At 68.3% G+C, this 26,646-nt stretch carries 25 protein-coding genes; 13 read left to right on the top strand and 12 right to left on the bottom strand.

Going from position 1 to position 26,646, the window contains the following annotated elements; all coding sequences use genetic code 11:
* Nucleotides 1-52 precede the first annotated feature (52 nt).
* From EPL00_RS01125 to EPL00_RS01065, 13 genes are all read left to right on the top strand, one after another.
* Nucleotides 53-850 (top strand): copper chaperone, encoded by a 798-nt coding sequence (locus EPL00_RS01125; RefSeq protein ID WP_135852234.1) that lies wholly within the window; start codon nucleotides 53-55, stop codon nucleotides 848-850.
* A gap of 6 nt (nucleotides 851-856) precedes the next feature.
* Nucleotides 857-1,870 (top strand): WD40/YVTN/BNR-like repeat-containing protein, encoded by a 1,014-nt coding sequence (locus EPL00_RS01120; RefSeq protein WP_135852235.1) that lies wholly within the window; start codon nucleotides 857-859, stop codon nucleotides 1,868-1,870.
* 79 nt (nucleotides 1,871-1,949) lie between these two features.
* Nucleotides 1,950-3,422, top strand: coding sequence for a permease (locus EPL00_RS01115; RefSeq protein WP_135852236.1), 1,473 nt, complete (start codon nucleotides 1,950-1,952; stop codon nucleotides 3,420-3,422).
* Nucleotides 3,423-4,949 carry an MFS transporter gene (locus tag EPL00_RS01110; RefSeq protein ID WP_135852237.1) on the top strand — a complete coding sequence of 509 codons (1,527 nt, stop codon included), beginning with the start codon at nucleotides 3,423-3,425 and terminating at the stop codon, nucleotides 4,947-4,949.
* A 507-nt stretch (nucleotides 4,950-5,456) separates the two neighbouring features.
* Nucleotides 5,457-7,073: a cbb3-type cytochrome c oxidase subunit I gene (locus EPL00_RS01105; protein ID WP_135852238.1), complete on the top strand. Its 1,617-nt coding sequence runs from the start codon at nucleotides 5,457-5,459 to the stop codon at nucleotides 7,071-7,073.
* Nucleotides 7,074-7,096: 23 nt separating this feature from the next.
* Nucleotides 7,097-7,522: a hypothetical protein gene (locus EPL00_RS01100; protein ID WP_135852239.1), complete on the top strand. Its 426-nt coding sequence runs from the start codon at nucleotides 7,097-7,099 to the stop codon at nucleotides 7,520-7,522.
* A 187-nt stretch (nucleotides 7,523-7,709) separates the two neighbouring features.
* Nucleotides 7,710-8,231, top strand: coding sequence for a cation:proton antiporter regulatory subunit (locus EPL00_RS01095; protein WP_135852240.1), 522 nt, complete (start codon nucleotides 7,710-7,712; stop codon nucleotides 8,229-8,231).
* 8 nt (nucleotides 8,232-8,239) lie between these two features.
* Nucleotides 8,240-9,556, top strand: coding sequence for a cation:proton antiporter (locus EPL00_RS01090; RefSeq protein ID WP_135852241.1), 1,317 nt, complete (start codon nucleotides 8,240-8,242; stop codon nucleotides 9,554-9,556).
* Between the two features lie 21 nt (nucleotides 9,557-9,577).
* A complete protein-coding gene (locus tag EPL00_RS01085; RefSeq protein ID WP_135852242.1) occupies nucleotides 9,578-10,123 on the top strand; it encodes a hypothetical protein in 546 nt (181 codons plus the stop codon).
* A 110-nt stretch (nucleotides 10,124-10,233) separates the two neighbouring features.
* The gene (locus EPL00_RS01080) at nucleotides 10,234-10,686 is read left to right on the top strand and encodes a helix-turn-helix transcriptional regulator (protein ID WP_135852243.1); all 453 of its coding nucleotides are present in this window, start codon (nucleotides 10,234-10,236) and stop codon (nucleotides 10,684-10,686) included.
* A complete protein-coding gene (locus tag EPL00_RS01075) occupies nucleotides 10,676-12,007 on the top strand; it encodes a Glu/Leu/Phe/Val family dehydrogenase (protein ID WP_135852244.1) in 1,332 nt (443 codons plus the stop codon). Before EPL00_RS01080 ends, EPL00_RS01075 begins: the two co-directional genes overlap by 11 nt.
* Before the next feature lie 87 nt (nucleotides 12,008-12,094).
* Entirely contained in the window at nucleotides 12,095-12,415 is a 321-nt protein-coding gene (locus EPL00_RS01070; RefSeq protein WP_238398099.1) for a hypothetical protein, read from the top strand.
* A 10-nt stretch (nucleotides 12,416-12,425) separates the two neighbouring features.
* Entirely contained in the window at nucleotides 12,426-13,553 is a 1,128-nt protein-coding gene (locus tag EPL00_RS01065) for a hypothetical protein (RefSeq protein WP_135852245.1), read from the top strand.
* Between the two features lie 156 nt (nucleotides 13,554-13,709).
* Here EPL00_RS01065 and EPL00_RS01060 read toward each other — a convergent pair whose 3' ends face one another.
* The 12 genes from EPL00_RS01060 to EPL00_RS01005 form a co-directional block, all read right to left on the bottom strand.
* On the bottom strand, nucleotides 13,710-14,159 hold the full coding sequence (locus tag EPL00_RS01060; RefSeq protein ID WP_135852246.1) for a hypothetical protein: 450 nt from the start codon (nucleotides 14,157-14,159) through the stop codon (nucleotides 13,710-13,712).
* Between the two features lie 158 nt (nucleotides 14,160-14,317).
* The gene (locus EPL00_RS01055; protein ID WP_135852247.1) at nucleotides 14,318-14,653 is read right to left on the bottom strand and encodes a hypothetical protein; all 336 of its coding nucleotides are present in this window, start codon (nucleotides 14,651-14,653) and stop codon (nucleotides 14,318-14,320) included.
* A gap of 157 nt (nucleotides 14,654-14,810) precedes the next feature.
* Nucleotides 14,811-16,091: an ABC transporter substrate-binding protein gene (locus EPL00_RS01050; RefSeq protein WP_135852248.1), complete on the bottom strand. Its 1,281-nt coding sequence runs from the start codon at nucleotides 16,089-16,091 to the stop codon at nucleotides 14,811-14,813.
* A 200-nt stretch (nucleotides 16,092-16,291) separates the two neighbouring features.
* Nucleotides 16,292-17,134: an ABC transporter ATP-binding protein gene (locus EPL00_RS01045; protein WP_135852249.1), complete on the bottom strand. Its 843-nt coding sequence runs from the start codon at nucleotides 17,132-17,134 to the stop codon at nucleotides 16,292-16,294.
* On the bottom strand, nucleotides 17,134-18,249 hold the full coding sequence (locus EPL00_RS01040; protein ID WP_135852250.1) for a FecCD family ABC transporter permease: 1,116 nt from the start codon (nucleotides 18,247-18,249) through the stop codon (nucleotides 17,134-17,136). Before EPL00_RS01040 ends, EPL00_RS01045 begins: the two co-directional genes overlap by 1 nt.
* 2 nt (nucleotides 18,250-18,251) lie before the next feature.
* Nucleotides 18,252-18,434, bottom strand: a complete 183-nt coding sequence (locus tag EPL00_RS01035) for a hypothetical protein (protein WP_135852251.1) — start codon at nucleotides 18,432-18,434, stop codon at nucleotides 18,252-18,254.
* A 2-nt stretch (nucleotides 18,435-18,436) separates the two neighbouring features.
* Nucleotides 18,437-19,639 (bottom strand): ABC transporter substrate-binding protein, encoded by a 1,203-nt coding sequence (locus tag EPL00_RS01030; protein ID WP_135852252.1) that lies wholly within the window; start codon nucleotides 19,637-19,639, stop codon nucleotides 18,437-18,439.
* Between the two features lie 136 nt (nucleotides 19,640-19,775).
* On the bottom strand, nucleotides 19,776-20,993 hold the full coding sequence (locus EPL00_RS01025; protein ID WP_135852253.1) for an ABC transporter substrate-binding protein: 1,218 nt from the start codon (nucleotides 20,991-20,993) through the stop codon (nucleotides 19,776-19,778).
* A 113-nt stretch (nucleotides 20,994-21,106) separates the two neighbouring features.
* Nucleotides 21,107-22,336 carry an ABC transporter substrate-binding protein gene (locus EPL00_RS01020; RefSeq protein ID WP_135852254.1) on the bottom strand — a complete coding sequence of 410 codons (1,230 nt, stop codon included), beginning with the start codon at nucleotides 22,334-22,336 and terminating at the stop codon, nucleotides 21,107-21,109.
* Nucleotides 22,337-22,492: 156 nt separating this feature from the next.
* Nucleotides 22,493-23,458, bottom strand: coding sequence for an aldo/keto reductase (locus EPL00_RS01015; RefSeq protein WP_135852255.1), 966 nt, complete (start codon nucleotides 23,456-23,458; stop codon nucleotides 22,493-22,495).
* A 3-nt stretch (nucleotides 23,459-23,461) separates the two neighbouring features.
* Entirely contained in the window at nucleotides 23,462-24,667 is a 1,206-nt protein-coding gene (locus EPL00_RS01010; RefSeq protein ID WP_135852256.1) for an ABC transporter substrate-binding protein, read from the bottom strand.
* Nucleotides 24,668-24,927: 260 nt separating this feature from the next.
* Nucleotides 24,928-26,646 (bottom strand): IucA/IucC family protein (locus EPL00_RS01005; RefSeq protein WP_162224180.1); only part of this gene is annotated, 1,719 nt, incomplete at its 5' end.

Here is a 26,646-nt window from a genome sequence, read left to right as displayed (position 1 = left end):
CCTCCGTCGGCCGACGACCGTAGACGGCCGACGACAGTTCACTTCTCGACACATGAAACGAGACATCCCGACGACAGTCACCGAAGCGCGCGCACAGTTCTCCGGCCACCTCCGCGGACTCTCGGACCCGCCGGACGTACCGGTCGCCGTGGCGACCGTCGCCGTCCTGCTGTGGACCCTCCTCTACCGAGGAGTCGCCCCTGCGGTCGAGGCCGCGAGCGACCCCGGTGGCCTCGAAGCGATGGGGACCCACGGCGGTCTCGCGGGCCTCCTCGGGTACCTCCTCGTGTGGGGCCTCGTGACCTCGACGGCGACATACCCCGCGCTGGTCCCGTTCCTCGGGCGCTACCTCGGAACGGTTCGGGGACCGGCGGTCCAGAAGTGGCGAGTCGCCGCCGCGTTGCTCGGCGCGTACAGTCTGGTCTGGACCGCGACCGGAGTCGTCCCGCTCGCGGTGGACGCGACGGTGGACCTCGGCGCGCTCGCCGACCGGCACGGCGCGTTCGTCGTCGGCACGACCGCGATTCTCGCCGGACTCTACCAGCTCACGCCCGCCAAGCGCGCGGCGCTCGAACCGTGCAGTTGGGCGGTGTTGCGACGCGACCCGTCGGTCTCCGAGGCGGCGCGCCGGGGAGTCGAGCGCGCTCGCAGTTCCGTTCGCTGTACGTGGCCGCTGTTCGCCCTCCTCGTCGCCGCCGGGTCGCTGAACCCGGTCTGGCTACTGGCGGTCACCGCCGTCGTGACGCTCGAACGGTTCGCGCCGCGCCGGGACGAGGTGGCCGCGACGGTCGGTGCCGTCGCCGTCCTCGGCGGGGCGGCGCTCGTCACCGCCGGAGTCGCCGGAGTGTGACCGTCCGTGACCACAGCATCAGGTGGACACGAAGCCCGAACCCCGCGGACGACCCGCCGGGGATTTCTCGGTCTCGCCGGGGGCGCGACCGCCGCGCTCGCGGGGTGTGCCACGAGCGACGACCGGGACCGGGACCAGTACGACGGCGACTGGACCGCGGTCCGGTCGCCCACAGAGGGCGCGCTCTACAGCGCCGCCGTCACTCGGACCGGCCCCTGCGCGGTCGGCGAGGAGGGCCGACTCGTGGTCCGCGCGGACGGCGACTGGCGGGTCGAACTCGACGCCGGACCCGAGGGCGCACAGAACGGACTCAGCGGCGTCGATTCCACGGCGAACGGGCGGCGCGTCTGGTTCTGTGGCGACAGCGGCGTCGTCGGTCGCTACGACTTCGACGCCGGACGAGTCACCGACTTCTCCGCGCCCGAGGAGAAGACCAGCACGTGGGAGAACGTCGCCGTCGCGGGGTTGGCCGGACAGGAGTGGGTCTACCTCGTGAACGGCTCGGGCGAACTCCTACAGGGCCGCCACGACGGCGACGGCGTGTCGTGGGGCGAGGTGGTGGAACCCGGCGGCGGGTCGAGCGCGCTCGGCGTCTCGTTCGCCGACCGGGGCACCGGCTACGTCTGCGACACGTCGGGCAACGTCTTCCAGACCGTGAACGCGGGCCGCGAGTGGCGGCGCATCGGCATCGACGGCGCTGGCGTGAACTTCCACGACGTAGCTCCTCGCGGCCCGGACGACGTGGCGGTCGCCGCTGGCGGCGGCACCGTCTTCCGGTACAACGGCTTCTCGTGGAACCCGGTGTCAGTCGGCGAGGCAGACGTTCGGGCCGTCGCGCGCGACCGCCACGTCGGTCTCGCGGTGGACGCCGACGGGGCCGTCTTCGAGTTCACGCGCGAGGGGTGGCGACCCCGCGAGGTGCCGACCGAGACGCCGCTCCACGACGTGGTGCTGGGAACCGTCGAGCAACCGGACGTGGCCGTCGGCGACGGCGGCGTCGTGTTGGAGCGGCCGCGATGACGGCGAGCGAACGCGAGGCTGACGGACGGATAGCTCCGAAACCGACCGACAGAACGACCGGCCGAACGACGGAGGAAGAATGTCGATTTTAGGACTCGTCTGGTCGTTCTTCGAGGGTATCGGACTCGCGCTCGGCATGGCGTGGGAGACGTGGTGGGCGCTCGTGTTGGGGTTCACCATCACCGGCGCGGTCGAGGAGTTCGTCGGCGACGACCGGATGGCCGAGTACCTCGGCGACGACGGCCTGCGCGAGGTCGGCTACGGGACGCTGTTCGGGTCGCTGTCGTCCAGTTGCTCGTTCTCGGCGGTGGCGACCGCCAAGACGCTGTTCAAGAAGGGCGCGTCGGGGGTCTCGTCGCTGGCGGCGTTCCAGTTCGCGGCGACCGATTTAGTCGCGGAGTTGGGTCTCGTGATGTGGATTCTGTTGGGTTGGCAGTTCGTCGCCGCGGAGTTCGTCGGCGGCCTGATAGCGGTCGGGGTCCTCGCGTACCTCTACCGCGACGTGGTGCCCAGCGAGTGGTTCGAAGTGGCCCGCCAGCACGCGCTTGAACTCGACGAGGTGACCTGCCCCGCCTGCGGGATGACCGCCGACCCGAGCGACGACGACACCGTGGCGGCGACCGTGGACGGCGCGACCGAGTACTTCTGCTGTGGCGGCTGTCTCCGGGCGTACCGCGCCCGCAACGACGCCGACGTGGTGGAGGCCGAGACCGCCGACCTCCGGTCGCTCGCGGGCTGGAAGACGGCCGCGACCAACGCGATTCGGGAGTGGGACATGCTCTGGGAGGACATCGCGCTCGGCTTCCTGCTGGCGGGTCTCATCGCGGCGTTCGTCCCCGACGCGTGGTGGACCTCGCTGTTCGGCGTCGGCGGCGAGGGGTCGCTGACGTGGGTGACGGTCCACGTCGTGCTGGGGGTCACCATCGGCGTCCTCACGTTCCTCTGCTCGGTCGGGAACGTCCCGTTCGCCCTCGTGCTGTGGAACAACGGCGTCGCGTTCGGCGCGGTGCTGGCGTTCGTCTTCGCCGACCTCGCGATTCCGCAACTCGTCAGAACCTACCGGCGCTACTACGGCTCGCGGATGGCGGCGGTCATGTTCGGCGCGACGGCGCTCGCGGCGGTCGTCGCGGGCGTCGCGGTCCACTACCTGTTCGACTTCTCGGGGCTGATTCCCGCGCAGGGCGCGACCGGCGGCGCGACCGGACCGGGTGCGGGCTACACCCTCGCGCTCAATCTGCTGTTCACGCCGCTGTTCCTCGCGCAGGTCGGCGCGGCCTACGGCCACGAGCGCATCGGGAACCTCCTCGTCGCGCTCCCCGGTATCGTCGGGCCGTACCTCTACCGCGCCGAGCGAGCGGCCGGACCGACGAAGGCGGGCCTGTCGGCGCTGGCGACCGGCGCGAAGCGGTTCGGGCGAGCGATGGCGACCGCCGCCCGGCGGGCCGCCGACCTTCTCCGGGCGCTCGGGCGCGCAGTCCGGGTCGTCGGCGCGGCGGCCGCGAAAGCGTTCGACCGATTCGTGGAGGCGTACCGACGCCTCCGGAGCGAGTGAATGACCGGGCGCGAATCGCGGGAGCGACCGGCCGAGCGCGAGTCACGAGAGCAACCGACCGAGCGCGAATCGCAAGAGCAACCGACCGAGCGCGACCGCGCCGCGACCGCCGGGAGACCGCGGGGCCTCGCGGCGTTCCGCGACCTCCACGAGCGCGAACCGGGTCTGTTCGCCGTCGCGGTGCTGACGCTGGGCGTCGGCCTCGCGACGCGGGTGCTGGTCCGAGTTCTCCCGGCGTACCTGCGCGCGCTCGGCACCGGCCCGGCCGCCATCGGCGTCGTCTGGGCCGGGTGGTCGCTGGCGCGACTCGGGACGCCGCTCGTCGGCGGCGCGCTCCGGGACTACTGGGAGCGCCTCGACCCGAACGACCACCCGTTCGACGGCCGAATCGCCGCGCTCCGCGAGGAGTACGTCGCGGACGGTTCCGGCGATTTCGCCGGAGATACCCCTGCCGACTCCGCCGGAAGCGAGCCCGACGACGGCGCGGCGACCGACTCGCCCGGCCGGTCCTCGCGCGTTCTGGTCGGCGCGTTCGGTCTCGTCGCGGCGGCGGGCTACCTGCTGTGGGTCGCCGCGCCGCAACTCGGCTCGGTCGGGGCGCTGTGGTGGGCACTCGGCCCGTGGCGCTGGACGCTCGCGGGCGCGGTCTGTCTGGCGACGTGGTACTCCCACGGTCCCGGCGTCACCGTCGGCGTGGTCGAGCGACGCCTGCCGACCGAGGAGTTCGCCGAGCGAACCGCCGCGGCGCTGACGTTCCGGCGGGTCGGTCTCCTCGTGGGCCTGCCGGTCCTCGCGGGTCTCCTCGTCGCCGTCGGCGGCGTCTCGCCCGCGTTTCAGGTGGCCAGCGCCGGAGCGGCCAGTCTCGCCGTCGCGGCCACGGTCGGCCGACTCGTCCTCGACCCGCCCGACGCCGCGGTCCGGAATCGGACCCCGCCGTCGCTCGACGAGGCGGTGGCCGCCCTGCGGGACCTCGCGGGCGACGAGCGGGCGTTCGTCGTCGGCGAGTCGCTGGTCCGGGCCGCGAGGGGCCTCTCGTACCCGTTCCTCGTCCTCGCGGTCGCGGACTTCGGCGTGACCGCGACGCTGTTCGGCGGGACGGTCGAACCGGCCGCGGTCTTCGCGGGCCTGCTGGCCGCCGAGACGCTCGCCGCCCTCCTCGCGACGCTCCCCGCGGCCCGACTGACCGACCGCGTGGGCGAGGAGGTCGTCGCTGGCGCGGGTGCGCTGGTCGTCTCGCTGTTCCCGCTCGCGCTGGCCGCGACGCCGCCGAACGCGCTCGTCGCGGCCGCGCTGTTCGCGGGGTTCGGCGTCGGTCTCGCCGCGCGCCCGACCCGCGAGCAGTGGCTCGTGACACTCGCCCGACGGGGCGACTCCCGCGACTCGCTCCGCCTCGTCGTCCGAGGCGTGACCGTGCCGAGTGCGCTCGTCGGGGGCGTCCTCTACGCCGTCAGTCCCACGCTGGCGTTCGGGTTGGCCACGTCGGTCGGTCTCCTCGGGTGTCGGGAACTCCTGCGCTACGCGCGATGAAATCGCAAGTCGTCGCGGTGCAGTCGCGGGGCTGTCGGCGGTCGCGGTGCCGTCGGCGGTCGCGGTGCGGTCTTGATTTGCATCGGCGATAGAGCGGTTCGCTGTGCCGTCGGCGGTCGCGGTGCAGCTTGCGGTCGCGGTGCGGTCTTGATCTGCATCGGCGATAGAGCGGTTCGCTGTGCCGTCGGCGGTCGCGGTGCAGCTTGCGGTCGCGGTGCGGTCTTGATCTGCATCGGCGATAGAGCGGTTCGCTGTGCCGTCGGCGGTCGCGGTGCGGTCTCGATGTGCGTCGGCATCGAAGTGGTTCGCTGTGCTGTCGGCGGTCGCGGCGCGACCTGCGGTGCTATCGGCGGTCGCAGTGCAGTCTCGACGCTCGTTGGCGAGAACGAACCCGCGCCGACGGAAAGCAATCTCTACACACGGATAGAAATTGTAGAGAATTTCGAGAGCAGTCAAAATATTTCTCACAGCAGTAATCGACCAGCCGAACGACACCGAACCCAGTCCATGCCCACGAAACCAGACGGTCTCCGACGGTGGCTGACCACCGTGGACAACGAGGACGTGGGACTCCTCTATCTCGTCTTCGGGTTCGCGTGCGGCGTCGTCGGCGCGGGCGACGCGCTGATGCTCCGGACCGACCTGTTGACGCCCAACGCCGAGGTCTGGGGACCGGGGACCTACGACGCGCTGTTCACCACCCACGGGCTGACGATGCTGTTCCTGTTCGCCGCGCCGGTCGTGTTCGGACTGGGCAACTACCTCCTCCCGGCGCTGGTCGGGGCCGAGGAGATGGCGTTCCCCCGCGTCAACGCGGTCGCGTTCTGGCTGTTGGTGCCCGCCGCGGTGCTGCTGCGGTCGGGCCTGCTGGCGGACCTCGCTGGCGTCCCCGGCGTCTCACCGCCCGCGGTCGGGTGGACCCTCTACGCGCCGATGTCCGTCGAGGTGACCAACCGGTCGGTGGACCTGCTGTTGCTCGGACTCCACCTGTCGGGAGTCAGCACCATCATGGGCGGCATCAACTTCATCGTGACCGTCTTCGCCGAGCGAGAGGTGTCGTGGGCCGACCTCGACATCTTCTCGTGGACGATGCTGACGACCGGCGGACTGGTGTTGTTCTCGTTTCCCCTGCTGGGGAGCGCACTCCTGATGCTCCTGCTGGACCGGAACTTCGGCACGACGTTCTACGCCGTCGAGGGCGGCGGCCCGATGCTGTGGCAACACCTGTTCTGGTTCTTCGGCCACCCCGAAGTCTACATCCTCGTGTTGCCGCCGATGGGGCTCGTGAGTCTCATTCTGCCGAGATTCGCGGGGCGGAAGCTGTTCGGCGAGCGGTTCGTCGTCTACTCGACGCTGGCCATCGGCGTCCTCGCGTACGGCGTCTGGGCGCACCACATGTTCACCACCGGACTCGACCCGCGGATTCAGGCGAGTTTCATGGGGGTGACGCTGGCCATCGCGCTCCCGAGCGCGGTCAAGGCGTTCAACTGGATAGCGACGCTGTGGAACGGGTCGCTCAGGCTGGCCGCGCCGATGCTGTTCTGCCTCGGCGCGGTCGCCAACTTCGTCGTCGGCGGCGTGACGGGCGTGTTCCTCGCGTCGATTCCGGTGGACCGGCTGTTCCACGACACCTACTACGTCGTCGGCCACTTCCACTTCATGCTGGTCGGCACCAGCGCCTTCGCGCTGTTCGCGGGCGTCTACTACTGGTTCCCGCTCGTCACCGGGCGGACCTACGACCCTTCGCTCGCCAAACTCCATTTCTGGCTGACCGCGGTCGGGACCGCGGGCACCTTCGGCGCGCTGGTCCTGTTGGGGTTCCACGGCCTGCCGCGCCGGATGGCGACCTACCCGACCGCGCTCGCCCCGCTCCAGCAGTTCGCGACGGTCTGTGCGTACCTCCTCGGCCTCGCGCAGGTCGTCTGGCTCTGGAACGTCGTCCGGTCGCTCCGGCGGCGACCGCCGGTCGAGGAGGCCAACGTCTGGAACGTGGACGAGCGCCTGCTCACCCCGGAGTGGCGACAGTTCGACCCGCCCGGCGCGACGGGCGCGTCCGAGGCCCCGGACCCCGCCGCCGACCCTCCTGCCGACGAAGCCCCGACCGACCCGAACTGCGATTCGTGACCGACCGACGAGAGACATTACCCATGACCTTCCCCGCACAGTCGATTCCCGACGGCGCACTGTACGCTCCCCACCACTTCCTGTACGCGCTGTACCTCGTGCTGTTCACCAGCGCGCGCAAGTGGGACATCTACCCGCGGAAGGAACCGGTCGTCGTCACCGGGAGCGCGTTCGCGGGCCTGTTCGGCTGGATTCACGTCTGGCGCTACCACCCCGTCGCGGGCGCGCTCGTCTGTCTGGCCGGTGCGCTCGGCGTCGTCGTCGGGGGCGCGGTGACGACTCGCTACGGCGACCGCTGGCGACTGCTGGTCGCGTGGTACGGACTCGTCGCCCTCGACGACGCGATTTCCCACGCCTTCGGCGTCTGGACCCCGATAGACTGGGCGTGGGACGCCGCGCTGGCGGTCGGTCGGCGTCTCGTCGTCCACCTGTCGCCGTCCCTCGCCTGACCCGTCCCGCGAACCGGCGGGACCGAGTACCGAACCACCTCGAACCGACGGAAGCGAAGCGTGCCGAACCCCGCGACGGACGCAGGGTATGCCGAACCGCCCCCGCGAGGAGCGACGCGATGTCGTACCTCGCGGCGAGACGACCGCGATTCCCGGCTTTCCGAGACTAAATTCACCAACTCGACCCATGACCGTGTACGAAACCGAACTTCCCGGTGTCGGCCGGAAGTACGAACTCGAACTGGACGACGACCGACTCGTCGTCGTGGTCCACCACGACGGCGACCGCGACGTGTATCGACGCGCCCCCGACGCGGGCGAGCGACCCCCGAACTCGGGCGGGCGCTCCTCGACCGCGGGCGAGACGACTCACCTGTTCTGTCTGCGCGACGAGCAGGCCCGGAAACTCGGGGCCGTCCTCGAAGGGGCCTACTTCCAACCGGTCGCGCTCGATTCGGTCGAGGTCCCGGTCGGCGACGCCCTCATCGAGTGGTACCGACTCCCGGCGGACGCGCCGCTCGCGGGCGGGCGACTCGGCGACGCGAACGTCCGCGAAGCCACGGGCGCGACCCTGCTGGCGGTTCGCCGCGACGGCGAGACCCACCCGAGTCCCGACCCCGACTTCGAGTTGCTGGCGGGCGACTGGGTGGTCGCGCTCGGTGCCCGCGACGAGCAGAAAGAGTTGAAGGAACTCGTGACGGGCGAGTGACTGGGGCGATGCTCTCGTCTGCGCTCGCGGACGCGACGACCGGTCTTCCGGCGACCGCTCTCCCCGCGACCGCCCTCCCAGCGAACACACTCCCCGCGAACGCACTCCCGGCGATTGCGAAACTCGGCGTCCTGCTGACCGCGCTGGCGGTCGCGGGCACGCTGGCCGCTCGCTTCGGCCAGTCGGTCATCCCGGCGTACATCCTCGCGGGAATCGTCGTCGGGCCGAGCGCGCCGACCGCCCTCTGGGGCGTCCCGGTGGCGCTGGTCGGCGACCCGGAGTTCGTCCACGTCTTCGCCGACCTCGGTCTCGTGGCGCTCCTCTTCTTCCTCGGGGTCCACGTCAGCTTCGAGCGACTGGTCGCCAACTACCGGCGACTCGTCGGGGCCGGACTGGCGGACTTCGCGCTCAACTTCGCGGTCGGCGTCGCGCTCGGTCTCGCGTTCGGGTTCGGCCCGGTGGCGACCCTGCTGGTCGCGGGCATCGTCTACATCTCGTCGTCGGCCATCGTGACGAAGGCGCTGGTCGAGCGCGGGTGGATAGCCGGGGCCGAGAGCGAGCCGATTCTTGGCGTCCTCGTCTTCGAGGACCTCGCCATCGCGGCGTACCTCGCGGTCGTCTCGGCGCTCGGGCCGGGCGGCGGCGTCGCCGACGCCGCGGTCCGGGTCGCCACCAGCCTCGGCCTCCTCGGCGTCGTCGCGCTCGCGGGGTGGTACGGCACCGCCCTCCTCGAACGACTCCTGCGCGTCGATTCGGACGAACTGTTCGCGCTCCGGGTCCTCGGGGTGACGACGCTGGTCGCCAGCGCCGCGACCGCGACGAGTCTGAGCGTCGGCGTCACCGCCTTCGTCGTCGGCGCGGCGGTCGGCCGGACCAACGCGGAGGCCCGCGTCGAGCGCGTCCTCGCGCCGGTCCGGGACCTCTTCTCGGCCATCTTCTTCTTCGCCATCGGACTCTCGACGGACCTTCTCGCGCTGTTCGACCTCGCGGGTCTGCTGGCCGTGGCGGTCGTCGCCACGACCGCGAGCAAACTCGCCAGCGGCCTCGTCGGCGGCCGACTCTACGGCCTCGACGAGCGCCGGTCGCTCCGGGTCGGGGTCGGCATGGTCGCCCGAGGAGAGTTCTCCTTGGTGCTGGCCGCGCTCGCGGGCGGCCTCCTCGCGGGCGGACCCGCCGAACTCGTTCCCGAGTTCGGCGTCGGTTACGTACTGGCGACGAGTCTCCTCGGGACCCTACTGGTCCGCCACGAAGGGCGACTGGCCGACTTCGCGGCGTTCGTTCGCCGGGTCGTGACCGCCGGACCGGCGAGCGAGAAGCGCAGATAACCGACTTCAGGAGGACGCTTCATGACCGACGACACCACACAGCGAGCGACGGCGAGCGGCGACGCATCGAGCGGGGACCGACCGACCGACGACGCATCGAACGACGACCGACCGACCGACGACGCATCGAATGACGACCGACCGACCGGCAACGCATCGAGCGACGAACCACGGACCGACGACCGAACCACCCGCGGCGCGCGAGGAGACGCCCGCGACGCGAGCAGGGGCCAGCGCGCAGGCGACGCGCCGAGGGAAGCCGACGACCCCGTCGAGGGGAGTGACGGCGACACCAACTCCGCGGAGGCGCGCTTCTGGCTGACAAACGACGTGCTGGCGTTCCTGCTGGTCTCCTCGTTCGTCGGCGTCTTCGTCGGGGCCGGGATGGGACTGTTGGACCTCGCGGCGGTCCCCGTCGAGATGCGACTGGCGTATCTCACCGTCTCGGGCGGGTCGGCCGTCTGGACGTTCGGCCAACCGGCCTACCGGACGTGGGCCGAGGCGAGGAGGGGCGGCGGCACCGGCCCCCGGTCGGGCCACTGCTGTTGCTGTTCGAAGCGACGGTAACCCGGCCACCCTGTCCGGATTTTGCGAATCGAATCACCGCACTCAGACAGGCTGACGGCGGGTTCGAGACCCGCGTGCGGCGTGGCGGCCATTGGCCGCCGTGAGAATCTATGGCAACGAAGAACAAGCCGAGCGACAGCGCACGGCACGACGAGAATCGAGCCGAAGACGACCGGAATCGACACGGCGACGACGAGCAGGCCGCGGACAGTCGGAATCGAAGTGGAGACGGAAGCCGAATCGAGGAGGACCGGAGCCGACCCGACCCCGAACCGCTCGCGGGCCTCATCGGGTTCGAGCGGGACCTCCTGTTCACCGTCGCCAGACTGGAGGGGTCGAACCCCCACGGCGTCGCCGTCCGCGAGGAGCTAGAGGCCCACTACGGCGAAGAGATAAATCAGGGGCGACTCTACCAGAACCTCCGGGGTCTGGTGGACGCCGACCGCGTTCACACGCTCCCGCTCGACGGTCGGACCAAGGTCTACCGCCTCACCGACCGGACCCGCGAGGAGCTAGCCGCGCACCTCGACTGGCAGCGGGAGTGTCTGGCCGATGACGAGTAGCGACGGCGACGCCGGACGCGGTGCGGACGGCGACGGCGCTGAACGCGATGCCGACGACGACGCCGCGGCGCTCGCAACGACCCACCGGCAGTTCGAGCGCACCGCCGACCGCCTCGGCCTCGACCCGGCGATACGCGAGCGTCTGGCCCACCCCGACCGGACCCACCGCGTCGCGGTCCCCTTCGAGCGCGACGACGGCACCGTCGAGACCGTGACCGGCTTTCGGGTCCAGCACGACGGCGTTCGCGGCCCGTACAAGGGCGGCCTGCGCTACCGCTCGTCGGTCTCGCGCGAGGAGTGCGCGTCCCTCGCGGCCGCGATGACGTGGAAGTGCGCGCTCGTCGATTTGCCCTACGGCGGTGGGAAGGGCGGCCTGCGAGTCGACCCCCGAGAACTGAGCCGCGACGAGCGCGAGCGACTGACGCGCAACTACGCCGACGCGCTCGGGGAGTTCGTCGGCCCGCGCAGGGACGTGCCCGCGCCCGACCTCGGCACCGGTCCCCGAGAGATGGCGTGGTTCGCCGACGAGTACGCCGACCGGAGCGCCGAGCGCGGCGTCGTGACGGGCAAACCGACCGCTGTCGGCGGGTTGGCAGAGCGCCGCGCGGCACCGGGCAGGAGCGTCGCGCTGGTCGCCCGCGAGACCCTGCGCCACTACGGCGCTTCTGTCGAGGACGCCACGGTCGCGGTGCAGGGCTACGGGAGCGTCGGCGCGAACGCGGCCCGCCTGCTGGACGACTGGGGCGCGAGCGTCGTCGCGGTCAGCGACGCCCACGGCGGCGTCTACGACCCCGACGGACTCGACACCCACGCGGTCCCCGCGGCGTTCGAGCGCCCCGGCGCGGTGACAGACCACGACGCGACGTTCGTCTCGAACGCGGAACTGCTGGCGATGGACGTGGACCTGTTGGTCCCCGCGGCGGTCGAGGAGGTCCTGACCGAAGCCAACGCCGACGCGGTGGACGCCTCGCTGGTGGTCGAGGGCGCGAACGGCCCGACGACGCCCGCGGCCGACGCCCGTCTGGCCGAGCGCGGGATTCCGGTCGTGCCCGACCTGCTGGCCAACTCGGGCGGCGTCGTCGCCTCCTACTTCGAGTGGCTGAGCGACGTGACCACCCGACGCTGGTCGGCCGAGCAACTCGCCGAGCGCCTCGACTCGCGGGTCGTCTCGGCGTGGCACGAGGTCCGCGACCACGTGGCCGAGCGCGACCTCGGGGACTCTACGGCAGACCACCGGTCTCCCGCGGGGAGTCGCTGGCGCGAGGCCGCCTACGCGGTCGCGGTCTCGCGGGTCGCTGGCGCTCACGAGGCGCTGTCGTAACCGACCCGAGGCGTCGTCCCGTTTCAGTCGAATCGCCCGAAAGCATCGCTTTCGACCCGACTCGAGCCGAACACGATTACTCCGAACATGGCAATCGCACAAGACATCGCACTGGCAGTGTTGCAGTTGGTCGCATTGGCAATTCCACCCGTGGCAGTTCTCATCAAGATGCTCCGTCGCTCGGAGAACTTGGGGTGGCAGTACCGCCGGTTGAGCTTCGGACTGGCGATTTCGAGCGTGGTGTTTTTCATCTGCTCGGGCATCGCGGTCCTCGGCTACTTCTACACCCACTTCGCGGTGCCGACGCTCGTGAACGTCGCGCTCGCCGCGACCGTGGCGGGTCTCGTCCCGTTCGCCGTCTTCACCGGCATCCTCTACAAGGAACACAAAGAGGAGTTCGGCCCGTGACCGACCACCGATGACCGGTACGGACGAATCCGCGAACGACCGACCCCCTTCCAGCGACCGTTCCACCGCCGACCTCGCCGACCCCGCCGACGAACCGGCGTGGTCGGTCGCGGAGACGCCGACCGACGCGGCGCTGTACGCCGTCGTCGGGACGGTCGCCGGACCGTACGCCGTCGGCGAGGACGGTATCGTTCTCGCGCGAGACGGTCGGGGGGACGGCGACGCCGAGAACGACGACGGCGATGAAAACGACGCCCGCGCCGAGACCGACGACACCGAGTGGCGAGTCATCGTGGCCGACGGGCCGGGCGCACACCACAACGCCCTCAACGACGCGGGGGTGACCGCCGACGGCGAGCGCGTCTGGTTCGCGGGCTCCTCGGGCGCGCTCGGGGCGTACGACGTAAAGACGGACACGAAGTACGACTACTCCGCACCGATGGAGAAGACGAGTACGTGGGAGGCCATCGCGGTCGCTGGCGACCGCGGCGACGAGCGCGTGCGCGTGGCGAACGGCTCCGGCGAGGTCGTCCGCGTCGAGACCGACGACCGCGGCTGTCCGGCGTGGGACGACCCCCGCGAACCGGGGAGCGGGTCGTCGATCGCCGCGCTGGCCGCCGACGGCGACCGGTTCTACGTCGTGGACACCGACGGCGGCACCTTCGAGGAGGACGGGCGAACCCAGTTAGCCGAGACTGACGGGATAGCCGGTCGTTCCGAAACACTCGAAGGCGACGAGCCAGCCAGTCGCCCCGAGACGGCCGAAACCGACGAAACGACCTCCAGTCCCGAGGCGGCCCGAATCGACATCAGCGCGCGGAACGCCGCGGTCGATTTCTTCGACGTGACCGCGACCGACGAGACCGTCCGGGTCGCCGGCGACGACGGGCTGGTCTACCGCTACGACCGGGCCTGCGGGAACTGGACGCCGACGCGGGTCGGCGAGTCGGCGCTCCACGCGCTGGCCGAGGAGGGCGGCGAAGTCGTCGCGGTCGGCGAGAGCGGTCGAATCCACCGCCGGACGCCGACGACCGGGTGGCGGGACGTGCCGACGCCGGTCGAGGAGGACCTGTGGGGCGTCGCGGTCGGCGACGCCGCCGTCGCGGTCGGCGAGAGCGGCGTCGTCGTGGAGCGGTAAGCCGCCTTTTAGACGACGTTGGGATTTCGATACACGCGACCCGATTTCGTGACTCGGTTTTCGAGACTCGCGTCCCGATTCGGGTTTCGGTTGACTTCCGAGTTCGATTTCTGGATTCGACTTCCGAATTCGGTTTTTCTGGGCTGTGCTGTCGCGTTACGACTCCGCGGCCGCACTCCCGACGTACTTGCGGCGGCGGAAGAGGTAGACCGCGGTGGCCTCGAACGCGGCGACGACGACCGCGACGCCCGCGACGACGACCGCGACGTTCGCCATCGTGACGTAGGCGACCGCGAGGTAGACGACCAGCGGCGACCCGACGACGAACGCGACGTAGGGCTTCCAGTCGGGACTCCTCGGGTCGGCGTCGAGACCGGTCGCGTCCTTGTAGAAGGCGGGTATCGTCGCGACGCTGGCGACGACCAGCAGACTGCCGCCGCCGACGAGTTCGACGGCCGCCAGCAGGTTCGAGGAGTGTTTCGCGAGGACGAGGAGGACGCCGGTGCCGACGACCGTCAGCGCGAGATACCCGGCGAGGTATCGGCGGTAGCGCGGAGCGACCGTCGTGTCTGTGCGCGTCTCGGTGGGTGACGTGTCGTACGCCATACGGTATCGTGGGTGCGGAGCGACCGTATAATCCCGAGAACGGGTAGATTCCTGCGGTGTCTCCGAGCGCGACCGAGCGAGAAGTCGGAAGGCGAACCGGAGACAAAAACGCCGAGTCGCCGATTGGACTCGCCGGGCGACGACGGAAGAGCGTCCGGTCAGTCGGCGACCACGGAGTCGGAGTCGGCGGCCGTCGCCGAGAGGAGTCCCGCATCGACGTGGTGACAGTCCAGTCGGCGCGCGAACTCGTCGAGTCGCCAGTCGAGACGGTCGCGGAACTCCGGCACGCGGTCGGTCGTGGCGTACCCGCTCGCGGTCGAGTCGGCGAGGGCTTGCGATTCGAGGACGCGGAGCGAGCGCCGAATCTCGTGGCGTGGATACGACAGCCGATTCGTCAGCGTGACGGGACCGACCGGTTCGCGTTCGGCGACGGCCTCCAATACGCGGCAGTGACGCTCCAGTATGGCGATTTCGTTCTCCACCCGTTCGAGCATGGGTTGGAGACGACGCCCACCTACATGAGGTTTACTCAGTACTGGAATAATATCTATGGAGGTCTCGATACTCCTAAAATTGCTAGTAGAGAACCGACATGTCCGGACGCGGGGAGCGCCCGAGTCGGTCGGTGTCGCTGGCGAGGAGTCGCGTCGTCTACAGGTTTCCGGCGAGAATGTCCCGAACTCGCTGGCGGTCGAACAGCTGTTTCGCTTCGGACACCTCGAAGGGCGCGGCCGGGTCGAACGCGCCGAACTCGTCAGGGTAGAACAGACGCGCGGTCAACTCCGTCTGGAACAAGTTGACGAGCGGTCCCTGCTCGGCCGTGGGTCCGGGGTAGACGCGCCCCTCGCGGACGGCCGCGAGTTTGCTCCCGACATCGTGGTTCTCCATCGGTTCGACGAAGTCCGCGCGGAACTGCTCGGCGTCGAACGCGCCGTCGCCGCCGAACGTCACCGACCCGGTCGTAATTCCCCAGTGGACGAGGATGACATCGGGGTCCACCTCCAGTAGCGTCTCGTAGTCGGTCAGTCCGTACTGGCCGGTCTCGACGCCAGCGAAGGCGTCGGCCTCGACCAGATTCAGGTCCCGGTAGGGCTTCATCTCGTAGCCGTCGTCCTCCAAGTACAGGACGTAGAACTCCCCTTTTCCGGGGGCCGAGCCGCCGTTGATGAGCGCGATGGAGGGCGGGTCGGCGGACGGGGTCCGCGACCGGAGTTCCGACTGCATCTCGTCGTGGAGTTCGAGCCACGCGTCGGCCCGCTCGCGTTCGCCGAGGGCAGTTGCCACCGCGTCGAACGCCTCCAGCATCGAGGGCGCTTCGTTCGGGTAGTCGAGTTTCTGTTGCCACTCTCCTCGGATTCGGCGGTTGTAACAGCCGAAAAAGGGCGCGACGTTCTCGGTTACCTCTCGGGTGTCCTCGTCGGACCAGTTGCTGTCCCACGCGCCCAGCAGGTTCGGGTCGATGAGGAACAGGTCCGGGTCGAGTTCGTACATCACCTCTTTCGACCACCCGCCGTCCTGCCACAGCGGCGGCCGGTCGGCGTCGTATTCGATGTCGAAGCGGTCGTAGAACAGCGACGGTGCGCTGTAGCGGTTCGTCTGAAGCTTCTCGGCCTGCCCGAGGGCGACGACCATGTCGGCCCAACCCATGTTGTACGTCGTGACCGACTCGGGGGCGGTCTCGAACTCCCGACAGCCGACCGGGAACAGACACGCCTCGCGCGCGGCGTCGGTCGCCGTCGCGGTTTCGGTTGCCGCTTCCGTCTCGGTTGCCGTTTCCGTCTGGGTTGCCGCTTCAGTCTCGGTCCCCGTCGTCGCTTCGGGTCCGCTCCGACCGGTACAGCCCGCGAGGAGTCCGCCGACGAGGGCGGCGCTCCCGGACCGCAGGTAGTTCCGTCTCGTCGGTCCGGTACCGTCGTCAGTGTCTTCCGACATACGTTTTAGGCCGACCTAAAAACACATAGTTGCTTCGAATTCTATCCTCAAATAGGGTTAGAGCGCCTGAATGTCACCGCAAGACCCATTTTTTCAGAAGACAGTCATCCTGCCCGGAGTCGCGCCGACGGACGACTCGCCCGGCGGCGTCGAAGCCCGGTCGTCGCGGCGGAGTCGCCGACTCGTTCGGACGAGGCTCCTCACTCGTCGAGCGCGCGGTGGGGCGAGATGTGCGGGCCGGTGTCGCTCTCGCCGTCCACGTCGGCATCGACGCGGAACACGTCCGCGAGGAGTTCCTCGGTCACGACCTCCTTGGGCGGCCCCCAGTCGTACGGTTCGCCGTCCTTCATCGCGATGAGGTTGTCCGCGAAGCGCGCGGCCTGCCCGATGTCGTGCAGGACGACGCCGACGGTGACGTTCTCCTCGCGGTTGAGCGTCTGGACGACCTCCATGACCCGGAGTTGGTGGTGCAGGTCGAGGTACGTCGTCGGTTCGTCCAGCAGGAGTACGTCGGTGTCCTGCGCGAGGACCATCGCTATCCACGCCAGTTGCTTCTGGCCGCCGCTGAGGTTGCCCACCTCGTCGTCCCGGAGGTGTTCGACGCCAGCCAACTCGATGGCTCGCTCGACCGCGGCGCGGTCCTCGTCGGTGACCGAATCGAAGAACCCTCGATGGGGGTACCGGCCGTGGTACACCAAGTCCTCGACCGTAATCGACCCCGGCGACTCGTTCTCTTGGGAGAGCAGGCCCAACCGGGTGGCGAGTTCCTTCGCGTCGAACGACTGGACCTCCTCGCCGTCCAGTAGGACCTGCCCCCGCTCGGGCGCGAGTTGGTCGGCCATCGACTTCAGGAGCGTACTCTTGCCGCTCCCGTTCGGGCCGACGAGCGCCGTCACCTCTCCGGCCGGGACGACGACGTTCTGACACTCCACGACCGGTTCCTCGGTGGTCGGGTAGCCGATGGCTAGCTCCTCGCCGACGAGTTCGCTCGCGCTCGAATCGGCGGTCGCCGCGTCGTCTCCTCGGTGGCGTTGTTCGCTCATTATATCTCACCCATCTGTTCCTGCCTGCGCATCAGGTAGAGGAAGTACGGCCCGCCGATGACGCCGGTGACGACGCCGACGGGTATCTGGACGGGGTTCAGCGCGAGGCGCGCGCCGACATCCGCGAGGACCATCAGCGCCGGACCGAGGAACACACAGCCGACGAGCAACCGCCGGTAGTCGCTCCCGACCGTCAGCCGGACGATGTGCGGGACGACGAGCCCGAAGAACCCGATGATGCCCGCGACCGAGATGGCGGCGCTGGCCGCCAAGATGGCGACGCCCGAGAGCAGGAATCGGACGCGCTCGACGCGCATCCCGAGCGCGCTCGCGGTCTGCTCGCCGAGCAACAGGAGGTTCAGCTGTCGCGCCCCGGCCAGCGCGAAGAGGACGGCGAACAGCGTCGGGAGCGCCGCGATGCGGAACTGCTCCCAGCCGACGCCCGTCAGCGAGCCGGTAATCCACGCCATCGCCGACTGGACGGTGCCCAAGTCGTCGGCGAAGAAGAACAGCGCGCGCTGGAGCGAGCTGAACACCATGTTGACGATGACGCCAGCCAGCACCAGCCGGACCGGACTCGTCCCGTCCTTCCACGCGATGAAGTACACCAACAGGAACGCGAAGGTGCCGCCGAGCGCCGCCAGTAGCGGGAGGAACGGTGTGAGACTGCTGAACACGACCAGCGTCAGCAGGACGGTGAACCCGGCACCCGAACTCACGCCGAGGACGAACGGGCTGGCGAGTTCGTTGCGCGTCACCGCTTGGAAGATGGCACCCGACACCGCGAGACACATCCCCGCCGCGACGGCGACGAACACCCGCGGCATCCGGATGTTCCAGACGATGAGGCTCCGCTTGTTCATCTCGGGCACCTCGCCGCCCAGCAGGAACGCCTCCCACGTCTGGGGGTTCAGGACGACCTGCGGATTGAACACGGCCTGCCACGCCTCGACGAGACTCATCGAGAACGCGCCGAAGCTTACCTGTACGAGACCGGCGAGGACCGTCACCGCGACGCTCGCGACGCACAGCACGACCAGCGACGAGTCCACCCAGCCGGTCAGTCGCTCGCGCTGGGACCCCGCGGACGACTCGTTCGTTGCTCGGCCCGCCATCGTTACCGACTCTCCCCCGTCGGGGCGGTCGTGCCGCCGGTCCGGTCGTCGGCCTCGACCGTCGAGCCGTCGGCCGGGGTGACCAGTTCACCGGTCGAGTCGGGAGTCTCACCGGTCGAATCGTCGGTCTCACCGGTCCGGTCGTCTCGCGGACCGACCCGGTCGTCCGTTCCACTGTCCGGCATCGTCAGAAGTCACCGTTCACGATGTCGGCGACGCGCTGGGGGTCGAACAGGCGCTCGTCGGCGTCGTAGAGCGTCCGCGCGAGGCGGTCGGTGACGACGAGGTTCGTGATGGGACCCTGATACAGCGGGCCAGCGCGATACACGTCGCCGTTCTTCACGGCGGTCAGTTCGCTGGCGACGGTGTGGTCTTCCATGTACTGGACGACCGTGTTCCGGAACTCCTCGGCGGACTTGCCCTCCTGTCCGCGAATCATCAGCGTCTCGGGGTCCACTTCCAGCAGGGTCTCGAAGTCGATAGCTCCCCGACTCTCGTAGAAGTTCTTCACGTCGGTGTTCGCGAGCGCGTCCGTCACCTTCAGGTCCCGGAGGTGCTTGAAACTCGTCCCCTCGCCGACGATGTAGGGATAGAACTTCTCGGGTTCGTCGCCGCTGGCCCAGACGGTCGCGGCCGCGGGGCGCTCGCCCTCGGCGGGGACGACCGACGAGAGCTTCGACTGGAACTCGTCGTGGAGCGACGAGAACTCCTCGAAGCGCGCCTCGCGCTGGAACACCTTCGAGAGCTTCTCGAAGCCCTCGTAGAGGCTGTAGTACCGGTAGTCCTCGTGCCACGGGTAGCCCCGCGAGAAGATGCTGTTGCCGAAGAACGGCGCGACCTGCGTGCTAATTTCCTCTACGTCGGACTCCTCCCACTTGCCGCGGTTCATCAGGAAGTTGGGGTCCGCGACGTGAACGTCCGCGTCGAGTTCGTAGAACTGCTCTTTGCCGACGCCGCTGTCGCCCCACAGCTTCCGGACGGAACTGCCGTCCACGCTCACGCCGGGAATCTCGTCGTAGTACTGCGTGTGGTAGCGACTCGGGAGCCAGACGCCCTCCGGCGCGTCGAGACCGAGCGCGATGCCCATGTCGGCCCAACTGCCGTTGTTGGCGACCCACGTCTCGGGCACGCCGTCGAACGTGACCTCGCCGACCGGTTCGATGGACACCGAGTACGACGACTGGGCGGTCGTCTCGTCGGTCTCCTCGGTCGTCGTCTCCGTCTCCGTCGCGGTCGTCTCGGTCGCTTCCGTGGTCGTCGTCTCGGTCGTGGTGGTGGTCGCGTCTCCCGACTCGCCGCCGGTACACCCCGCGAGGAGGGTCGCACCCACCGCGGTACCGCCCTTGAGGAATCGTCGTCGCGTCTCGTCGTCGCCGAATTTCTCGCTCATATGATTTAGGCCGCCCTAAAAATAGTTAATCGCTTCGGTTTAGGGCTTCCAAAATGCAACTACCGCTTCTTCCGGCGAGGGAGGCATAAATCCACGGAAAGCTCGGCGTCGGCGACCCGCCCGGTCGTTCGACGCGCTAGTAGTCGCCGGTGACGATGGCCGCCAACTCCCGGCGGTCGAACAGTTCGCCCGAGTAGATGTCGGGGTAGAGGTCGTGGGCGAACCGCTCGGTCAGGAACAGGTTCTGGATGGGTCCCTCGTAGATGGGACCGCCGCGGAACACCTCGTCGTTTTTCACCGCGGCGAGTTCGCTCGCGACTTCGTGGTCTTTCATGTACTGGACGACCGTGTTCCGGAACTCCTCGGCCGACTGGCTCTCGTGGCCGCGAATCAGGAGGACTTCGGGGTCGATTTCGAGCAGGGACTCGTAGTCGATCTTGCCCGTGTCCGACGAGGAGTGCGCCGCGATGTCGGTGTTGGCCAGCGTGTCGTGGACGCCGAGGTCGCGGAACTGCTTCTTGTTGGTGCCCTTGCCGCTGAGGTAGTAGGGGGTGAACTCCTCGGGTTCGTTCTTGCCCGCCCAGACCAGCGCCGCGCTGGGCCGCTCCTTCGAGGCCGGGAGCTTCGACTGCACGTCCGCGATGACGGAGTCGTGGAACTGCTCGAACGCCTCGTAGCGTTCGGTCTCTCGGAACACCTCCGCGACCTTCTCGAAGGCCTCGTACATCGAGTAGTAGCGGTAGTCGTGCCAGCCGTCGGTCCGCCGGAAGACGGTGTTGCCGACGAACGGCGCGACGTTCTCCGACACCCGCTCCACGTCGCTCTGGTCCAGTCCGAACGCGCTGTTCTGGGTCAGCCAGTTGGGGTCGATGAGGTGAACGTCGGCGTCGAGGCTGTAGAACAGCTCCTCGTCGACGCCGCTCTGGTAGAGCTGTGTCAGGTCCTCCTTGCTCACGGAGACGCCGTCGAGTTCGCCGTAGTACCGGGTATGGTAGCGTGATTTGAAACCGACCGCCGCGAGTCCGTCGGCCCGCCCCAAGGCGACGCCCATGTCGGCGTAACCGGGTTCGTAGGTGACGAACGTCTCGGGCGTCCGCTCGAACGTGACCTCGCCGACGGGGGCCATAGTCATCGAGTACGAGGATGGGGTCGTCGTCTCGTCGGTCTCCTCGGTGGTCTCGGTCTCGTCGGTCGTGGTCGTCTCCGTCGCTTCCGTGGTCGTCGTCCCGGATGCCGTGGTGGTCGCGTCTCCCGACTCGCCGCCGGTACACCCCGCGAGGAGGGTCGCACCCACCGCGGTACCGCCCTTGAGGAATCGTCGTCGCGTCTTCTCGTCGTCGAATTTCTCTCGCACATTTTTTAGGCCAGCCTAAAAACGGTTAACGGCTTCGGTTCAGACCAGCCAAAATCGCGTTGGGGGTTCCGTTCGAGGTACCGACCGGTCGAAACCGACGCTGGACTCCTCGGTCAAAAGTCGCCGTTGACGATGTCGGCGACGCGCTGGCGGTCGAACAGTCGGGCGTCGCTCGTCACCTCGCCGAACTCGTCCGGGTACAGTTGCTTGGCCGCGCGCTCGGTCAGGAAGAGGTTGTGAATCGGTCCCTGACGGAGGTATCCGCCGCGGTAGACCCGACCGTTCCGGACCGCGGTCAACTCGCTGGCGACGGGGTGGTCCTTCATGTACCCGAGGACGGTGTCGCGGAACTCCGCCGCGGACTTCTCCTCGTGCCCGCGAATCAACAGCACGTCCGGGTCGATTTCCAGCAAGTTCTCGTAGTCGAGTTCGCTCCGGTTCTGCGTGCTGAGATTCTCGATTCCGGTGCCCGAGAGCGCGTCGGCGACGCCGAGGTCGCGCCACTGCTTCTTGCTCGTCCCCTTGTCGGTGAGTCGGTAGGGCGAGAACGTCTCGGGTTCGTCGGTTCCCTCGTAGGTGAGAAAGACGCTCGGGCGCTCGTCGGCCGGGGGCATCTCCGACTGAATCTTCCCGACGAACTCGTCGTGGAGTCGCTCGAACGCCTCGTAGCGTTCCCGCTCGCCGAACAGCGCCGCCATCTTCTCGAACGCCTGATAGAGCGTGTAGAACCGGTAGTCGTGCCAGCCGTCGGACCGCCGGAATATCATGTTCCCGAGGAACGGCGCGACGTTCTCGCGGATTTCTTCGATGTCCGACTCGCTCCAGTCGAACCAGTTTCTCAGCATCCCGGTGTCGATGACGTGAACGTCACAGTCCATCTCGTAGAACAGTTCCTTGGACATGTCGGCCTCGACCAAATCGTTGGCCGCGACCCGCTCTTTATCGACGCTCACACCGGGTAGCTCGTCGTACACGTCGGTGTAATACTCGCCGGACTGTCCGATGCCGGTCATTCCGTCTGCCTGCCCTAGTGCAACGCCCATGTCGGCGTAGTCACCGCCGTAGGGAACCCACGTCTCGGGAACCGACTCGAACGTCACCGACCCCATCGGCTCCATCGACACGGTGTAACCGGACTCTGCGGTCGTCGTCTTCTCGTCGGTCGTCCGCGCCTCCGCTTCGGTCGTCGCCGCGGTCGTCTCGGTCTCCTCGGTCGTCGTGGACTCGCCGTCCGAATCCATCGCGCCGCTACAGCCAGCGAGCATCCCGCTCCCGACGATAGCACCGTACGTCAGGTACCGTCTCCGCGTCGATACGTGTTCGCCGTCCGTCTCTCGGGACATACGATTTAGGCTAACCTAAAAACTGAAAAGTGTTCCGATAAGTGGCGGGATAGTTTTGAGATATCGATAAATATCGGGAATCGTCCACTTATTCCCGATAGAAAGCGTACAGAGTCGAAGACCTCGGGTTGATTGCCCGCGTCCGCCGCGCGACTCTCAGAGCGTGTGTCTGACCGCTTCGTACGGCTCTTCGAGGTACTCCACGTCGGAGTCCGACAGGTCGATTTCGAGGGCTTCGACGGCTTGTTCGAGGTGGTCGATGCTGGTCGTCCCGAGGACCGGCGCGTCCACCACGTCCTTGTCGAGAACCCACGCTAACGCTATCTGAGCCATCGTGACGCCCTTCTCTGCGGCGAGTTCCTCGACGCGCTCGTTTATCTCGGGGCCGCCGCCGTCGAGGTAGGGGTAGAGGTCGGTGTAGTCGTTGGTCCGGCCGCGCGCGGTGGCGTCGAGTTCTGCGTGGGGGCGCGCGAGGTACCCCTTCGCCAGCGGACTCCACGGCAGGACGCCGACGCCGTTCTCCCGGCAGTAGGGGAGCATCTCGCGTTCCTCCTCGCGGTAGAGGAGGTTGTAGTGGTTCTGCATCGAGACGAACGGCTGGAGGCCCCGCGACTCGCTCAGGAGTCGGGCCTCCGCGAGTTGGTAGGCCAGCGTCGTACTCGCGCCGACGTACCGAACGTCGCCCCGGCGCACCGCGTCGTCGAGGGTCCGAAGGGTCTCCTCGATGGGAGCCTCGTCGTCCCAACGGTGAATCTGGTAGAGGTCGATGGTGTCCATCCCGAGGCGGTCCAGCGAGTTGTCGAGTTCCTGCTCGATGGCCTTTCGCGAGAGTCCGCGGGCGTTCGGGTTCGACTCGTCCATGTCGCCGAACACCTTCGTCCCGACGACGAACCGGTCGCGGTCGTAGTCGGCGAGGGCGTCGCCGAGTATCTCCTCGCTCCCGCCGTCGGAGTAGACGTTCGCGGTGTCGAAGAAGTTGATGCCCAACTCGATGGCGCGGTCGATTATCTCGCGGCTCTCGTCGGCGTCGAGCATCCACTCCTTGCCGTTCCCGAATCCGAGACAGCCCAGACAGATGCGGCTGACCGAGAGTCCGGTGTCGCCCAGCGTCGTGTACTCCATACCTCAGACACTCCCGTTCCGGATGTCGGCGACGCGTTGGCGGTCGTAGAGCTTCTCGTCGCGGTCGAACTCGTCGGGGAACAGCTGTTTGGCCGCGCGCTCGGTCTTCGAGAGGTTCATGATGGGACCCTGATACATGCTCCCCGCGGGGTACACGTCCCCGTTCTGGACCGCGGTCAGCGTACTCGCGGTCTCGTGGTTCTTCAGGAAGTCGAGGTACGTCGAGCGGAACTCCTCGGGCGGTCGGTGCTGGTCGGTGTAAAACAGCATGACCTCGGGGTCTATCTCCAGTAGCGGTTCGTAGTCGATGGTCCCGCGGTCGGAGGTGAACGTCGAGATGTCCGACCCGTCGAGCGCGTCGTTCACGCCGAGGTCGTGCCAGTGTTTGTACGCCGTCCGGTCGCCGAGTCGGTACGGATAGAACTTCTCCGGCTCGGTCGAGGCGGGCGAGAGGAGCGCGATGGCCGGACGCTCGTCGGGCAGTCGGTCGGTGACGTTGCCGACGAACTCGTCGTGGAGCGACGAGAACGCCTCGTAGCGGTCGGTGCGCTGGAACACCTGCGCGACCTTCTCGAAGGCCTCGTAGAGGTCGTAGTACTGGTACTCCTCGTGCCACGGGTACGTCGAGAAACTGGTGTTGCCGCAGAACGGCCCGACGTTCGAGACGATCTCGTCCACGTCCTTCTGTTTCCAGTTGGGGATGAGGTTCGTCATGTAGTTGGGGTCGATGAAGTGAACGTCGGCGTCGAGGCTGTAGAACAACTCCTTCGAGATGCCGTCCTGCCAGAGCGAGGTCATCTCGTCGGTATCGACCGACAGGCCCGGAACGTCGTCGTAGTGGTGGGTGCGGTACTCGCTGGTGAGGACGACCGCCAGCGGCGGTTCCAAGCCGAGCGCGACGCCCATGTCGGCCCAACTCGGGTTCTCCGCGACCCACGCTCGGGGAACCGCGTCGAAGGTGACCTCGCCGACCGGTTCGATGGTCACCGAGTACGACGACTGGGTGGTCGTCTCCTCGGTGGTCTCGGTCGCTTCGGTCGTGGTCGTCTCCGTCGCTTCCGTGGTGGTCTCCTCGGTCGTCGTCTCCTCGGTCGTCGTGGCGTCGCCGGACTCGCCGCCGGTACACCCCGCCAACGCAGTCACGCCGACCGCAGTACTGCCTTTCAGGAATCGCCGCCGCGTCGCGTCGTTACTGGAGCCGTCGAGCATATGATTTAGGCCGACCTAAAAGTAATTAACCGCTTCGATTTAGGTTGGCCGAAAAACCTCTCGGCTCGATTTTGTTGGCGCGTACGCATAAATTCGCCGAACTTCGCGGCGACGCGCAGTCGGTCGGGCAATCCCTATCGTTGTTTTAGAAATATTCTTCTTCATTGACCCGGCGGCGCGCGCTCACCAGCGAGCGCGCGCCGCGGGAAGTCGGTCGGCTGGTGGCGAGGCGAGGAGTCCGCCGACAATCGGCCAACAGCCTACCGGTCGCTGGCCACCTCGTACAGCGGGTTGGCCACCGTGCCGTGCCCGCGGACCTTCGGCCGCGTGCTGAAGTCCTCGTAGCCGTAGTCCACGATGCGGTTGCGATTGAGACAGTGCTTCGTGAACCGAGGAGCGAACAGGTCGAACGTCTCGAAGCGGTCGCCGAACTCCGGGAACCGCGACTGGTACGCCTCGACGGCGGCCCGGACCCGCCGCCAGAAGGCCTCCTCGGGGTAGCCGTGGTGGCGGACCAGCAGGTCGGCGACGTACCGGAAGACGCCGACGAACAGCGTGCCGAAGACGTGCTGGCAGAGCGGTTCCGGCGGCAACTGGTGGAGAATGTGGTGGTCGTATCGCTCGTCGTCGCGCAGGTCGTCGGCGAGCGCGGCGTCCAGTTCCGGCAACTCGCGGTCGGTGATAGCCACCTCGTCCACGAAGTCCTTGACCGCGACGCGGGTCGGCACGCCCCCGTCGAGAATCACCACGACGTTCGTCCCGTGGGGCATGAACACCGTGCCGTACTTGTAGAGGTAGTGAAGCAGGGGGTCCAGCAGGGTCCCGAGGAGTTCGTCCAGCCACTCCTCTAGCTCCATCCCCGAGCGTTCGACCAGTTTCGAGACCAACGGCGTGCCGTCGTAGTCCTCGTGGACGAGCGCCGCGAGCGTCAGCGGGCGCTCGTCGTCGCCGACCATCGAGGCGACGCTCTCGCGCCAGACGCATCCGAGCAGTTCGTGGAACTGGTAGGGCGCGTCGTCGAACCGCGAGAAGTGGCGATGCTCGTAGTTGACGCTGGCGACCTCGCCCGGCAGGAGCAGGCCGCAGTCGTCCCGGAGGAAGGCGTCGCCGTCGCGCACGCCCTTCACGAACTCGGTCACGCGCGGGGCGGCCTCGGCCTGTTCGCCCAAGATGCCCCGATAGACGTTCGTGTTCAGCACCCGAATCGGGAGCTTGACGTGGCGCTTCGTCGGGTCCGAGACGTTCGAGAACGTCCGAATCGACTGCTGTGGGAGGTACTCGTCGGGTCCCTCGCCGAGCGGGACGATGGCGTCCTCGGCGATGTCGCCCGCGAACAACTGGACGACGCTGTCGTTCCACTGCCAGTCGTGGACCGGCAGGAAGTGGTAGTTCGCGGGGTCGAGTCCCTCGTCGGCCAGCGTCGCCCGGAAGGCGTCGAACGTCGCGCCCAACTCCGATTCGAGGAGTCCGTCGCGGTCCAGCCCCTCGATTGCCGAGAACGTCGCGCGGTCCCGGCGCGCGGCGACCCACGACAGCGACCGGCGCTCCTTGGACTCGGGGGCGTGTCGCAGGTAGTCGTCGTAGCCGAACCCGACCCGGCCCTTGTTGTAGGTGAACCACGGGTGGCCCTCCATCTCGCCCTCGACTGCGGCGTAGGGCAGGTCGAGAATCGACTCGTCGTCGCTCCGCTCGGCCTTCCGCGCCCGGATGTGGGCGTCGGCGACCAGCGTGTTGCGGTACTCCCGGACGAGGTGGGCCGCGGTCGTCGGGTCGATGCCGACGTACTCGCGGGCGTCCAGCAGGAACCGGAGCGGGTCGGTCGCCGGGGTCCAGTCGCCGCCCGCGTCGGTGTCGGGACCGAGGGCGGCGTCACCGCCTCCGCCGCCTCCGCCACCTCCGTCTCCGCGCTCCTCCGCGGTCGAGTTTAAGGGGGGGGTCGCGCAAAAAAGCACCACGCCGCCAAAGGCGCAGGACAACAG

Origin of the sequence: Halorussus salinus, from assembly GCF_004765815.2 — an archaeon.
Classification (GTDB): Archaea; Halobacteriota; Halobacteria; order Halobacteriales; family Haladaptataceae; genus Halorussus; species Halorussus salinus.
The sequence above is the reverse complement of the archived record's forward strand: the minus strand, read 5'-3'. Positions and strand labels throughout refer to the sequence as shown.

Bases quoted from the DNA above. Each gene is read 5' to 3' on its own strand.
- EPL00_RS01125 (WP_135852234.1), top strand. From the start codon at position 53: ATGAAACGAGACATCCCGACGACAGTCACCGAAGCGCGCGCACAGTTC.
- EPL00_RS01115 (WP_135852236.1), top strand. From the start codon at position 1,950: ATGTCGATTTTAGGACTCGTCTGGTCGTTCTTCGAGGGTATCGGACTC.
- EPL00_RS01110 (WP_135852237.1), top strand. From the start codon at position 3,423: ATGACCGGGCGCGAATCGCGGGAGCGACCGGCCGAGCGCGAGTCACGA.
- EPL00_RS01105 (WP_135852238.1), top strand. From the start codon at position 5,457: ATGCCCACGAAACCAGACGGTCTCCGACGGTGGCTGACCACCGTGGAC.
- EPL00_RS01100 (WP_135852239.1), top strand. From the start codon at position 7,097: ATGACCTTCCCCGCACAGTCGATTCCCGACGGCGCACTGTACGCTCCC.
- EPL00_RS01095 (WP_135852240.1), top strand. From the start codon at position 7,710: ATGACCGTGTACGAAACCGAACTTCCCGGTGTCGGCCGGAAGTACGAA.
- EPL00_RS01090 (WP_135852241.1), top strand. From the start codon at position 8,240: ATGCTCTCGTCTGCGCTCGCGGACGCGACGACCGGTCTTCCGGCGACC.
- EPL00_RS01085 (WP_135852242.1), top strand. From the start codon at position 9,578: ATGACCGACGACACCACACAGCGAGCGACGGCGAGCGGCGACGCATCG.
- EPL00_RS01080 (WP_135852243.1), top strand. From the start codon at position 10,234: ATGGCAACGAAGAACAAGCCGAGCGACAGCGCACGGCACGACGAGAAT.
- EPL00_RS01075 (WP_135852244.1), top strand. From the start codon at position 10,676: ATGACGAGTAGCGACGGCGACGCCGGACGCGGTGCGGACGGCGACGGC.
- EPL00_RS01070 (WP_238398099.1), top strand. From the start codon at position 12,095: ATGGCAATCGCACAAGACATCGCACTGGCAGTGTTGCAGTTGGTCGCA.
- EPL00_RS01065 (WP_135852245.1), top strand. From the start codon at position 12,426: ATGACCGGTACGGACGAATCCGCGAACGACCGACCCCCTTCCAGCGAC.
- EPL00_RS01060 (WP_135852246.1), bottom strand. From the start codon at position 14,159: ATGGCGTACGACACGTCACCCACCGAGACGCGCACAGACACGACGGTC.
- EPL00_RS01055 (WP_135852247.1), bottom strand. From the start codon at position 14,653: ATGCTCGAACGGGTGGAGAACGAAATCGCCATACTGGAGCGTCACTGC.
- EPL00_RS01050 (WP_135852248.1), bottom strand. From the start codon at position 16,091: ATGTCGGAAGACACTGACGACGGTACCGGACCGACGAGACGGAACTAC.
- EPL00_RS01045 (WP_135852249.1), bottom strand. From the start codon at position 17,134: ATGAGCGAACAACGCCACCGAGGAGACGACGCGGCGACCGCCGATTCG.
- EPL00_RS01040 (WP_135852250.1), bottom strand. From the start codon at position 18,249: ATGGCGGGCCGAGCAACGAACGAGTCGTCCGCGGGGTCCCAGCGCGAG.
- EPL00_RS01035 (WP_135852251.1), bottom strand. From the start codon at position 18,434: ATGCCGGACAGTGGAACGGACGACCGGGTCGGTCCGCGAGACGACCGG.
- EPL00_RS01030 (WP_135852252.1), bottom strand. From the start codon at position 19,639: ATGAGCGAGAAATTCGGCGACGACGAGACGCGACGACGATTCCTCAAG.
- EPL00_RS01020 (WP_135852254.1), bottom strand. From the start codon at position 22,336: ATGTCCCGAGAGACGGACGGCGAACACGTATCGACGCGGAGACGGTAC.
- EPL00_RS01015 (WP_135852255.1), bottom strand. From the start codon at position 23,458: ATGGAGTACACGACGCTGGGCGACACCGGACTCTCGGTCAGCCGCATC.
- EPL00_RS01010 (WP_135852256.1), bottom strand. From the start codon at position 24,667: ATGCTCGACGGCTCCAGTAACGACGCGACGCGGCGGCGATTCCTGAAA.